We start from the raw sequence: 11,806 nt of genomic DNA, 5'->3' as shown, positions 1-11,806 counted from the left end.
TACGACAAACGCGCCTACACCTACCTCGGAACCGTCACCGTCGCAGCCCTGATGATCTGGCTCCGCACATGATCCAAGAAACAGAACCTAGGCCGCGTCCGCCTCGGGGCGCCGCGTGGGTTCGTCCTGCACCGTGTCCGGTTCCGGCTCCTCGGGCTCCCCCGGGGGGGTGCACACCGCGTTCGCCGCCGCGGCCGCCGCCAGCAGCGCCTGCATCGAGTAACCCGGCTCCGGCTCCGGGGCCGTGTGGGCCGACATGGATGCCTCCTGGGTCCGACGGGGGTCGGGTTAGGCAGCCCTAACCGACTCCTGGACTCCAGCAGAACACGGGGGACGTGCCGTACGCAACATCTTCCCGACACCTTGTCGGAACGGTTACGCGCTCAGACGCCGAGGCCCGCCAGGTCCTCACCGGCCCAGCGCCCGCCGACCCCGGTCACGACGACCTCGCGCACGTCGTGGTCCTCCTGCCCGTTCGCGGCGACCTCGCCCACCGCGCGGTGGATCACCAGCTGCAGCCGGTCGTCGGAGAGCTCCTCGACCTTGCCCTCGCCCCACTCGACCACGACCACCGACTCCGGCAGCGAGACGTCGAGGTCCAGGTCCTCCATCTCGTCGAGGCCGCCGGTCAGCCGGTACGCGTCCACGTGCACCAGGGCGGGGCCGCCGCCCAGCGAGGGGTGCACCCGCGCGATCACGAAGGTCGGCGACGTCACCGCGCCCCGGACGCCCAGGCCCTCGCCCAGGCCACGGGTCAGCGTGGTCTTGCCCGCTCCCAGGTCACCGCTGAGGACGACGAGGTCGCCGGCGCGCAGCAGCGGCGCGAGACGGCGCCCCAGCTCGCGCATCTGGTCGGGGGTCTTGACGGTGACCCGGATCGCTTCCATGCCGATGGCTTCCATGCCCATGTGCCCGAATGCTACGCGCCGCCGGAGACCACGCGGTCCGCCCTGCCCGGCCCGGCGGGCGGCGGCACCGCCAGTTCGCGCAGCGCCTGCGGGACCGCTGCGCGCGAGGCGTCGGCCGCCTCGGCGAGCAGCGCCGCCAGGTGCGTGTTGACCAGCTCGGGGTGCTCCAGCATCACCAGGTGCCCGGCCCCGGGCACCACCACCAGCTCGGTGTCCGGCAGGCGCTCGGCGATGGCCCGGCTGTGCTCACTGGGCGTCAGCAGGTCCTTGTCCCCGGCCAGTACGAGCCCGGGCAGGCCGTCCAGCACGTCCAGGGCCTCGCTCTTCTCGTGCTCGGTGAAGGCCGGGTAGAACTCGGCGACGACGTCGATCGGGGTCGACTCGATCATCCGCTCGGCGAAGCGCGCGACGCCCGGGTCCACCTCGGAGCCGAAGGAGTAGCGCTTGATGATCCCGGCGAAGAGGTCGGCCGTCGCCCGGCGCCCCCGTTCCACCAGGTCGACCTGGGTGCCCAGGATCCGCAGCACCCCCGGCGCCAGCGCCCGCAGCGCCCGCGCGCCGGCCGCCGGCAGGCCCAGCGTCACGCTGGCCAGCTTGCCGGAGGACGTGCCGACGAAGGCGAAGCCGGCCACGCGCTCGGCCACCACCTCGGGGAACTGGTCGGCGAACGCCATGACCGTCATGCCCCCCATGGAGTGCCCGACGAGCACCAACGGGCCCTCCGGCGCGGCGGCGTCGATCACCGCCTTCAGGTCGCGGCCGAGCTGGTCGATCGTGGCGGGCTCGCCGTCCGCCTGGTCCTTGCCCCGGCCGGAGCGGCCGTGGCTGCGCTGGTCCCAGTAGACGGCGCGTATCGCCCCGCGCAGCGCGGCGCGCTGGAAGTGCCAGGAGTCCTGGTTGAGGCAGTACCCGTGGCTGAAGACCACGGTCAGCGGCGGCGCCTGGCCGCTGCGGCGGAAGAACTGCCAGCGTCGCGTCGGCGCGGCCACGTCGATCGCCGCCGGGTCCGCCTCCTCGACCTCGTAGTAGATCTCGGTGCCGTCCTCCGCGGCGGCCCTGCCCGGCATCCCGCGCAGCGAGCCGTACGGCCCGGCCAGGTCGAGGGCGAGCCGGGCGCGTTTGCGCATGCCCCGCCCCACCGTGGCCCGCTCCAGCGCCACCCCCGCGGCGGCACCCGCCGCGACGACGCCCACGGCCGCGCCGACGATCCCGGCGCGCTGCCAGCGACCGGAAGCGGCGGCCGCTTCGGCCACCGCCTCCATCGCCGCCCCCGTTGCCCTACCGCTCTCGGTCATGGTCGTATCGCTGCTTCCCCTTGGCTACGCGTTTACGTACCCACGTAGACGCGCGGCACCCGGGTCCCGATCCGAGTGACGATCTCGTACGCGATGGTGCCCGCCGCCCGTGCCCAGTCCTCGGCGGTCGGCTCACCGCGGTCACCAGGGCCGAACAGTACTGCCTCGTCACCCGCGGCGGCGCCGTCGCCCCCGAGGTCGACCACGAACTGGTCCATCGCCACCCGCCCGGCGACCGTCCGCCACTTGCCCGCCACCAGCACCGGGCCGGTGCCCGAGGCGTGCCGCGGGACGCCGTCGGCGTACCCGACGGGCACCAGGGCGAGGGTCGTCTCGCCGGGCGTCGTGTAGTGGTGCCCGTAGGAGACCCCGTGGCCGCCGGGGACGCGCTTGGCCGAGGCCAGTCGCGCCGACAGCGTCATCACCGGGCGCAGCCCGAAGTCGGCCGGGCCGCCGACCTGCGGGACCGGCGAGATCCCGTACATCGCCACCCCGGTCCTGACCAGGTCGAAGTGCGCCTCGGGCAGGGTCAGCGTGGCCGGGGAGTTCGCCATGTGCCGGACCTCGGGGCGCAACCCGGCGCGCTCCGCGGTCTCCAGGGCGCTGTGGAAGACGGCGAGCTGCGCCGCGATGGAGGGGTGGCCGGGCTCGTCGGCGCACGCGAAGTGCGACCACAGCCCGGTGACCTTGACCAGGCCCTCGGTCTCGGCGGCGCGGGCGGCGGCGACGAGGTCGGGCCACTCCGCGGGCTGGGCGCCGTTGCGGCCCAGACCCGTGTCGGCCTTCAGCTGGACGCGCGCGGTCCGGCCCGCGGCCGCGGCGGCCTCCGCGACCTCGCGCAGCGCCCACAGCGCGCTGACCGTCACGTCGACGTCCGCCTCCACGGCGGCCCGCCAGGGCCCTCCCGGCGTCCACAGCCAGCACAGCACGGGGGCCGTGATCCCGGCTGCGCGCAGGGCCAGCGCCTCGTCGGGCGTCGCCGTGCCGAGCCAGCCCGCGCCCGCCTCCAGGGCGGCCCGGGCACACGGCACCATCCCGTGGCCGTAGGCGTCCGCCTTGACCACGGCCATCAGCCCGGAGCGGGGTGCGCGGGCGCGCAGCGCCGCGACGTTGGACCGCAGGGCGGCGAGGTCGATCGTGGCCTGGGCGCGCAGATTCGTCTCATCCATCGCGCCCAGTGTCTCAGGCCGGCCCCGTGCCGCCGTCACGTGGCGGGCTTCCTGCCCCACACGTACACCGCCTCCTGGATCTTCAGGACGTTCCACAGCAGGCGCGCGTTGCGGTTGGACAGGTTGATGCATCCGTGCGATCCGGGCGCCTTGTAGACGCTCCCGGGAGTGGCGTGCATCGCCTGGCCGCCGCTGAAGAACTGGCTGTAGGGCATCGGGGCGTCGTAGATGTCGGAGACGTGGTCCTTGTGGCGCCAGTAGACGGAGAAGCGGCCGGTACGGGTGAGGTAGCCGGTGCGGCCGCTGCGGATGGCGACGGGGCCGAAGACGACCTTGGTGCTGCTGCTCTGCACCCACAGCAGCTGGCGGTTGAGGTCGATGCAGACGATGCGCTTGCCCCGGGCCGGCGCCGGGCACCGGCGGGAGGCATTGGGGCCCTTCCTGGTGGCCTCGTCGAGACGGAGGTAGCCCCAGGTGGTGGGGCCCGCGAAGCCGGTGGCGGGCACGATGCCCCTGGACTTCTGGTAGCGGCGGATCTCCGAGCAGTCGGCCTCGGACTGCCTGCCGTTCACGCGCAGCCGCAGCCGCTTCTCGACCTCGCGCTGGTAGGGGCCGGTGAAGGACGTGCAGTACTCGGCGGGCTCCGGGTTCGACCCGTCCTCCTCGTCCTCCTCGTAGTACGGGTCCTGGTCCTCCTCCTCGGCGGCCCGCTCCTGCTGGAACGTACGCGCCCGCTCTACGTCCTTGGCGGGCACGAACTCCACCAGTTGCGGATCCACCCAGTCCTCGCCCTCGTCCTCGGAGAGCACGGCGCTGCGCGTGGGCCCGGTCGGCGCCATGCCGATCGTGCGGGGCAGCGCGCCCTGGTCGGGGGTGTCGACCTGCCGGGAGGCGGCAGGGCCGAAGGGGACCCCGGGGACGAGCCGGTCCACCGGCACCGGCCAGTCGTCGTCCGCGGCGGCCGTCGTGTGCGCACCGAGTGCGGCAAGGGCGACCACGGCCGCGGTGAGCAACCGGACCCTGCTTCTGGCATACGTTCCCATGAACACACAAATTGACGTGCGGCCGCCCGGCGGAACACCACGTCGGCGGACTCCACCCGTTTCGCCCAGTTGATTGACGGCGGATCAGGACCTGATGTCGCGCCAGGCGTCAGGAAGGGCGGCGGCCACGTCGTGCGCGGCGATCGGCGCGCCCACCCGGCCCGCGGCGACCCGCGCCGACAGACCGTGCAGGTAGGCACCGACGGAAGCCGCGTCGCGCGGGGCGAGCCCGGCGGCCAGCAGGGACCCGGTGATACCGGAGAGCACGTCACCGCTGCCGGCCGTGGCCAGCCAGGACGTCCCCGTGGGATTGACCCGGACCGGCACCCCCGGCTCCGGGGACGCGACGAGCGTCGTGGAGCCCTTCAGCAGCGCCGTCGCGCCGAACGCGTCGGCCAGCCTCCGTACATGGTCCAGCCGCGCCGCCTCCACCTCCTCGCGGGCCACACCGAGCAGCGCCGCCGCCTCCCCCGCGTGCGGGGTCAGCACGGTGCCCGCGACGCGGGAGCGCACCACGGCCCGGTCCAGCAGCCGCAGGCCGTCCGCGTCGACGAGCACGGGCACGTCCGAGGCGAGCACGTCGTCCACCGAGCGCCGCGCCTCCGGCCCGTCGCCCAGCCCGGGGCCCACCACCCAGGCCTGCACCCGGCCGGCCTTGTGCGGCGGCCCGGCCGACACCAGCGTCTCCGGGAAGCGGGCCAGCACGGCCCGCGCCCCCGGGCCCACGTACCGCACGGCCCCCGCGCCCGCCCGCAGCGCCCCCGCCACCGCGAGCACGGCGGCCCCGGGGTAGCGCTCCGAGCCCGCGACGACGCCGATCACGCCACGCCGGTACTTGTCGCTCTCGGCGTCCGGGCCCGGCAGGAGGGCGGCGACGTCGGCGTGCTGCAGCGCCTCCAGGTCGGGCGCGGTGCCGTCCAGACAGGGGCCGAGGCCGATGTCCACCAGGCGCAGGGCGCCGGCGTGCTCGGCGGCCGGGTCCACGAGCAGGCCCGGCTTGTACGTCCCGAACGTCACCGTCATGTCGGCCCGCACCGCCACGCCCCGGACCTCGCCGCTGTCGGCGTCCACGCCGCTGGGGAGGTCCACGGCGACCACGACCGCCCGGGACGCGTGCGCGGCCTCCGCCAGCGGCACCGCCTCGGGGCGCAGCCCGCCCTTGCCCCCGATGCCCACGATGCCGTCCAGCACGAGGTCGGCGCGGTGGATCAGGGCCACCGCGTCCACGTCGTCCGGGGCGACCGCACGGCCGCCCGCGGCGCGCAGGGCCGCCAGGCCACCGCGGTGCGCCTTCTGCGGCGCCACCAGGACGGCGGTCACCCCCGCCCCGCGCCGCGCCAGGCGCGCCCCCGCGTACAGCGCGTCGCCGCCGTTGTCCCCGCTCCCGGCCAGCACGACGACGCGGGCCGCGTAGACCCCGCCCCCGGTGCCGAGCGCGTTCGCGCACGCGGCCGCCAGCCCGGCCGCCGCCCGCTGCATCAGGGCCCCCTCCGGAACCCGCGCCATGAGCGCCCGCTCCGCCGCCCGTACGGTCTCCACGCTGTACGCCACCCGCATGGGGCCATGTTCCCACCGCGGGGCCGTGGTTGCGCGCCGTCCGTTGCTTGCGCATGCGGCGGGCGGTTTCCCCGCCGCCCGCCCTCCCCCAGCCTTCGGCCGGGGGGACCCCATCCGGCGCGGTCAGTGCGGGCCTGCGCAACATGTGCCTGGGTCGGTGCCGCGCCGGGGTACGCCCCCTCATGCCGGTGGGGCGACTGACGGGCGGACGGGGTTCAGAGAGCGGTCCGGGGTTGCCGCAGGTGCCTACTCACCCCCGACCGGCCATCATGCGCCCATACGACGGGAGGGGGTGTGGCGGGGTGCGCCCGGAAGCGACGAGCGGTGCGCGCGGTGCCCAACGATGCTGGGGTAAACCGCGAGCGCTGAGGACGTGCGCCGGCGCGGCACCGACCCCAACAGAGCACAGGCCCGCACTGACCGCGCCGGGCAATCGGGAGGGCGGTGGGGGACGCCCGCCGCAGGCGCAAACAACCCGCGCACAAACACCCGGCCGCAAGGGAAACCGCCAGCACAAACGCCCCGCACGCGGCGACACGGGGTACCCCCGGACCGGGTCAGCCCTCGGCGATGACCACCGCGGACGCGACCCCCGCGTCGTGGCTGAGCGAGATGTGGAACGTCCGCACCCCCAACTGCTCGGCCCGCGCCGCCACCGTCCCCCGGACGATGAGCCGCGGCTGCCCCGAATCCTCCGTGACGACCTCCGCGTCCGACCAGTGCAGCCCCCCGGGCGCCCCCAGCGCCTTCGCGACCGCCTCCTTCGCGGCGAACCGCGCCGCGAGGGAGGCGCCGCCCCGGCGAGCCCCACTGGGGAGGTGGAGCTCGCCGGGGAGGAAGAGCCGCTCGGCCAGACCGGGCGTGCGCTCCAGGGACTGCTCGAAGCGGTCGATCTCGGCGACGTCGATGCCCACCCCGATGATCACGGCGTGCTGCTCACTCGACCGTGACGGACTTCGCGAGGTTCCGCGGCTGGTCGACCTCGTTGCCGCGGGCCGTGGCCAGTTCGCACGCGAAGACCTGCAGCGGCACCGTCGCGACCAGCGGCTGCAGCAGCGTCGGGGTCTGCGGCACCCGCACCAGGTGGTCGGCGTAGGGGACGACGGACTCGTCGCCCTCCTCCGCGATGACGATGGTGCGCGCGCCGCGGGCCCGGATCTCCTGGATGTTGGACACGATCTTGTCGTGCAGCACCGAGCGCCCGCGCGGCGACGGCACGACCACGACGACGGGGAGGTCCTCCTCGATCAGCGCGATGGGGCCGTGCTTGAGCTCGCCGGCGGCGAAGCCCTCGGCGTGCATGTAGGCGAGTTCCTTGAGCTTGAGCGCGCCCTCCAGGGCGACGGGGTAGCCCACGTGGCGGCCGAGGAAGAGGACGGTGTTCTTGTCCTTGAGGGAGCGGGCCAGTTCGCGGACCGGCTCCATGGTCTCGAGGACCTGCTCGACCTGACGGGAGATCTGGGAGAGCTCGCGGATGACGGCGAGGATCTCGTCACCCCACTTCGTGCCGCGCACCTGGCCCAGGTAGAGGGCGACGAGGTAGCAGGCGACGACCTGGGTGAGGAACGCCTTCGTGGAGGCGACGGCGACCTCGGGGCCGGCGTGGGTGTAGAGCACCGCGTCGGACTCGCGCGGGATGGTGGAGCCGTTGGTGTTGCAGATGGCCAGCACCTTGGAGCCCTGTTCGCGGGCGTGCCGCAGGGCCATGAGGGTGTCCATGGTCTCGCCGGACTGGCTGATGGCGACCACCAGGCTGCGCGGGGCCAGGATCGGGTCGCGGTAGCGGAACTCGCTGGCGAGCTCCACCTCGCAGGGGATGCGGGTCCAGTGCTCGATCGCGTACTTGGCGATCATTCCGGCGTGGAAGGCGGTGCCGCAAGCGACGATGACGATCTTGTCGACCTCGCGCAGCACGGAGGCGGGGATCCGTACCTCGTCGAGGGTCAGCAGTCCGCTCGCGTCGATCCGGCCCAGCAGCGTGTCGGCGACGGCCTTGGGCTGCTCGGCGATCTCCTTGAGCATGAAGTAGTCGTAGCCGCCCTTCTCGGCGGCGGAGGCGTCCCAGTCGATGTGGTACGGCCGGACGTCGGCGGGCTTGCCCTCGAAGTCGGTGACGGTGACGCCCCCGCGGCGCAGCTCCACGACCTGGTCCTGGCCGAGCTCGATGGCCTCGCGGGTGTACGCGATGAAGGCCGCGACGTCGGAGGCGAGGAAGTTCTCGCCGTCGCCGACGCCCACGACGAGCGGGGAGTTGCGGCGGGCGCCCACCACGACGTCCGGCTCGTCGGCGTGGACGGCCACCAGGGTGAAGGCGCCGTCGAGGCGGCCGCAGACCTGGCGCATGGCCTCGGCGAGGTCCCCGGTGGAGGAGTAGGCCTCGGCGAGGAGGTGGGAGACGACCTCGGTGTCGGTCTCGGAGAGCAGGTCGTGGCCGCGCTCGGCGAGTTCGGCACGCAGGGCGGCGAAGTTCTCGATGATGCCGTTGTGGACGACGGCGACCCGGCCCGCGTTGTCCAGGTGCGGGTGCGCGTTGGCGTCCGTGGGGCCGCCGTGGGTGGCCCAGCGGGTGTGCCCGATCCCGGCGGGGCCGCTCGGCAGCGGACGCTCGTCCAGCAGCTTCTCCAGGTTGGCGAGCTTCCCGGCCCTCTTGGCCGCGGCGAGCCCGCCGTCCGCGAGGACGGCGACGCCCGCCGAGTCGTACCCCCGGTACTCCAGGCGCTTGAGACCCGCGATGACGACGTCGAGGGCGGACTGGCCGCCCACGTATCCAACGATTCCGCACATGGGAAGAACTCTAGGCGGCGGACGGCGGACGTCGAACCCGACCGCGGACGCCGGTGGGCCCCGGACCGGGACGGTCCGGGGCATCCCGGGGAGCGCGTTCAGCTGCGCGCGCGGTAGGCGCGCATCACCAGCGGGACGAAGACCACCGCGATCCCCGCGGCCCACAGCAGCGACCACATGACCGGTCCGGCGACCGCACCGGAGCCGGTCATCAATCCCCGTACGGCGTCGGCCAGGCGGGTGACCGGGTTCACGTCCGCCCACGCCCTGAGCCAGCCGGGCATGGTGTCCGCGCGCACGAAGGCGCTGGAGGTGAAGGTGAGCGGCATGACCAGCACGAAGCCGAAGGTCATCACCTTCTCCGGCTCGGAGACCAGCATCCCGATCAGCAGCGTCATCCAGGACATGGCGACCGCGAAGGCCAGCAGCAGGCCCGCCGCGCCCAGTACGCCGGGCACGCCGCCGTCCACGTCGAAGCCCATGAGCACGCCCAGGCCCAGCATCAGCAGCAGCGACCACAGTTGCTTGCCGAGGTCCGCCACGACCCGCCCCATGAGCGGCGCGGAACGGGCGATTGGCAGCGAGCGCAACCGGTCCAGGACGCCCTTGGTGAGGTCGATGTTGAGGCCCATCGCGGTGTTCATGGTCGCGAAGAGGGCGTTCTGCACGATGATCCCGGGCAGCGCGTACTGCAGGTAGGCGTCGGGCGATCCGGCCATCTGGCCGCCGAAGACGTAGGTGAAGAGCAGCACGAACATGACGGGCTGGACGCTGAGGTCCATCAGCTCCATCGGGTTGTGCTTGATCTGCACCAGGTTGCGCCAGGCGAGGGTGCAGGTCTGCTGCAGCCCGTCGCGGAGCCGGACCTTGGCGACCGGCATCAGGTCCACGGTCACGGCGCTCATACCAGGGCCTCCGTCTTGTCCTCGTCCGTCGTCGTCTCCTCCACCGCGCGGTGCCCGGTGAGGGACAGGAACACCTCGTCGAGGCTGGAGCGGCGCAGCGTGAGCTCGCTCACCCGCACCCCGGCCTCGTCCAGCCGCCGTACGACGGCGGGCATCAGCTCCGGGTCGTTCACCGCAGCGGTGACCAGGCCGGACTCGATCTTCGCGGCGGGCCCGGCGACCACCGAGACCATCGCGTGGACCTTCTCCAGCTCCGCCGCGGCCATCGGCCGCACCTGCAGAACCTGGCCGCCGACCTGCTCCTTGAGCCCGTCGGGGGTGCCCTCGGCGATCACCCGGCCGCGGTCGATGACCGCGATGTCGTCGGCGAGCTGGTCGGCCTCCTCCAGGTACTGCGTGGTCAGCAGCACCGTCGTACCGTCCCCGACCAGGCCGCGGACGATGTCCCACAGCTCGTTGCGGCTGTGCGGGTCCAGGCCGGTGGTGGGCTCGTCGAGGAAGAGCACCCGCGGCCGGCCGACCAGGCTCGCGGCGAGGTCGAGGCGGCGCCGCATGCCGCCGGAGTACGTCTTGGCGGCGCGGCCGCCGGCGTCGGCGAGCCGGAACTCCTCCAGCAGCCGCGTCACCCGGGCGCGGGCCTCACGGCGCGGCAGGCCCAGCAGCCGGGCGATCATCAGCAGGTTCTCGTGGCCGGTGAGCATCTCGTCCACGGCCGCGTACTGCCCGGTGAGCCCGACGAGCGCGCGTACGGCGCCGGCCTCCCGCACCACGTCGTGGCCGCCGACGAGCGCCCGGCCGGCGTCCGGCCGCAGCAGGGTGGCCAGGATGCGCACCGCCGTGGTCTTCCCTGCCCCGTTGGGGCCGAGCACGCCGAGCACCGTGCCGCTGCGCGCGGCCAGGTCCACGCCGGCCAGGGCCGTGGTCTCCTTGAAGCGTTTGACCAGGCCCTCCGCCTGGATCGCGTAGCTCATCCGCGATGTCCTCCCCGTCATGGTTCGCTCGGTGTTGCTCCGTTGCGCACCACTGTCCCGGACGCCACTGACAACGGGCTGACATACCGCTGACGACGGCGCCGGCGCCGGCCCGGCCGACCCCGGCGTGAGCGCAGTTCACCGCGGCGCAACAATGAATCCGTGCCGCCGACGATTTCCCCCCACCCGACGCGCCGCCGCGCCGAGCCCACGCCGTACGTCGACCTGACGCGGGCCGAGTGGAGCGCGCTGCGCGACCGCACGCCGCTGCCGCTCACCGCGGACGAGGTCGAGCGCCTGCGCGGTCTCGGCGACGTCATCGACCTGGACGAGGTGATCGACGTCTACCTGCCGCTGTCGCGGCTGCTCAACCTCTACGTCGGCGCCACCCACGGACTGCGCGGCGCCGTCAACACCTTCCTCGACGACACCGGGGAGGGCCACGGCTCGCAGACCGGCACGCCCTTCGTCATCGGGGTCGCCGGCAGCGTCGCGGTCGGCAAGTCGACCACCGCGCGCATCCTGAAGGCGCTGCTCGCCCGCTGGCCGGAGCACCCGCGGGTGGAACTGGTCACCACCGACGGCTTCCTGCTCCCCAAGGCCGAGCTCCAGCGCCGCGGGCTGATGTCCCGCAAGGGCTTCCCCGAGTCGTACGACCGGCGCGCCCTGACGCGCTTCGTGGCCGACGTGAAGGCCGGCAAGGACGAGGTGCGCGCGCCCGTCTACTCGCACCTGATCTACGACATCGTGCCCGACGAGGAGCTGGTCGTCCGGCGCCCGGACATCCTCATCGTCGAGGGCCTGAACGTCCTGCAGCCCGCCCTGCCGGGCAAGGACGGCCGCACCCGGGTCGCGCTCGCCGACTACTTCGACTTCAGCGTGTACGTGGACGCGCGCACCGAGGACATCGAGCAGTGGTACCTGGCGCGCTTCCGCCAGCTGCGCGAGACCGCCTTCCAGAACCCGCTGTCGTACTTCCACCGCTACACCGAGGTCTCCGAGGTGGAGGCCATGGAGTACGGCCGCCACACCTGGCGCGCCATCAACCAGCCCAACCTGCTGGAGAACGTGCTGCCCACCCGCGGCCGCGCGACCCTGATCCTGCGCAAGGGCCCCGACCACAAGGTGCAGAAACTCTCCCTGCGCAAGCTGTAGTCCACCGGCCGCCGGGTAG

At 73.6% G+C, this 11,806-nt stretch carries 11 protein-coding genes; 1 reads left to right on the top strand and 10 read right to left on the bottom strand.

Annotated features, from left to right (window positions below; genetic code table 11):
- Positions 1–87: 87 nt before the first annotated feature.
- From ACFYYN_RS24695 to ACFYYN_RS24650, 10 genes are all read right to left on the bottom strand, one after another.
- Complete coding sequence (locus tag ACFYYN_RS24695) at positions 88–258, bottom strand: hypothetical protein (RefSeq protein WP_500547519.1); 171 nt, start codon at positions 256–258, stop codon at positions 88–90.
- 125 nt (positions 259–383) lie between these two features.
- Positions 384–908, bottom strand: a complete 525-nt coding sequence (gene tsaE, locus ACFYYN_RS24690) for a tRNA (adenosine(37)-N6)-threonylcarbamoyltransferase complex ATPase subunit type 1 TsaE (protein ID WP_499513452.1) — start codon at positions 906–908, stop codon at positions 384–386.
- Between the two features lie 11 nt (positions 909–919).
- Positions 920–2,203 carry an alpha/beta fold hydrolase gene (locus tag ACFYYN_RS24685; RefSeq protein ID WP_500547518.1) on the bottom strand — a complete coding sequence of 428 codons (1,284 nt, stop codon included), beginning with the start codon at positions 2,201–2,203 and terminating at the stop codon, positions 920–922.
- Positions 2,204–2,235: 32 nt separating this feature from the next.
- A complete protein-coding gene (alr, locus tag ACFYYN_RS24680; RefSeq protein ID WP_500547517.1) occupies positions 2,236–3,372 on the bottom strand; it encodes an alanine racemase in 1,137 nt (378 codons plus the stop codon).
- 35 nt (positions 3,373–3,407) lie between these two features.
- Positions 3,408–4,385, bottom strand: a complete 978-nt coding sequence (locus ACFYYN_RS24675) for a L,D-transpeptidase (protein ID WP_500547516.1) — start codon at positions 4,383–4,385, stop codon at positions 3,408–3,410.
- A gap of 114 nt (positions 4,386–4,499) precedes the next feature.
- Positions 4,500–5,972 (bottom strand): NAD(P)H-hydrate dehydratase, encoded by a 1,473-nt coding sequence (locus ACFYYN_RS24670; RefSeq protein ID WP_500547515.1) that lies wholly within the window; start codon positions 5,970–5,972, stop codon positions 4,500–4,502.
- Positions 5,973–6,529: 557 nt separating this feature from the next.
- On the bottom strand, positions 6,530–6,898 hold the full coding sequence (locus ACFYYN_RS24665) for a holo-ACP synthase (RefSeq protein ID WP_500547514.1): 369 nt from the start codon (positions 6,896–6,898) through the stop codon (positions 6,530–6,532).
- Between the two features lie 10 nt (positions 6,899–6,908).
- Positions 6,909–8,756, bottom strand: a complete 1,848-nt coding sequence (glmS, locus tag ACFYYN_RS24660) for a glutamine--fructose-6-phosphate transaminase (isomerizing) (protein ID WP_500328128.1) — start codon at positions 8,754–8,756, stop codon at positions 6,909–6,911.
- A 98-nt stretch (positions 8,757–8,854) separates the two neighbouring features.
- Entirely contained in the window at positions 8,855–9,661 is an 807-nt protein-coding gene (locus ACFYYN_RS24655) for an ABC transporter permease (RefSeq protein ID WP_500547513.1), read from the bottom strand.
- A complete protein-coding gene (locus ACFYYN_RS24650) occupies positions 9,658–10,632 on the bottom strand; it encodes an ATP-binding cassette domain-containing protein (RefSeq protein WP_500547512.1) in 975 nt (324 codons plus the stop codon). Before ACFYYN_RS24650 ends, ACFYYN_RS24655 begins: the two co-directional genes overlap by 4 nt.
- A 162-nt stretch (positions 10,633–10,794) precedes the next feature.
- Between ACFYYN_RS24650 and coaA the strand changes: the two genes are divergently transcribed.
- Positions 10,795–11,787, top strand: a complete 993-nt coding sequence (coaA, locus tag ACFYYN_RS24645; protein ID WP_500328131.1) for a type I pantothenate kinase — start codon at positions 10,795–10,797, stop codon at positions 11,785–11,787.
- The last annotated feature ends 19 nt before the right edge of the window (positions 11,788–11,806 follow it).

This window comes from Streptomyces sp. NPDC001902 (assembly GCF_042891295.1).
In the GTDB taxonomy this organism is placed as follows: Bacteria; Actinomycetota; Actinomycetes; order Streptomycetales; family Streptomycetaceae; genus Actinacidiphila.
Note: the sequence above shows the minus strand (reverse complement) of the source record. Positions and strands in the feature narration are given on the sequence as shown.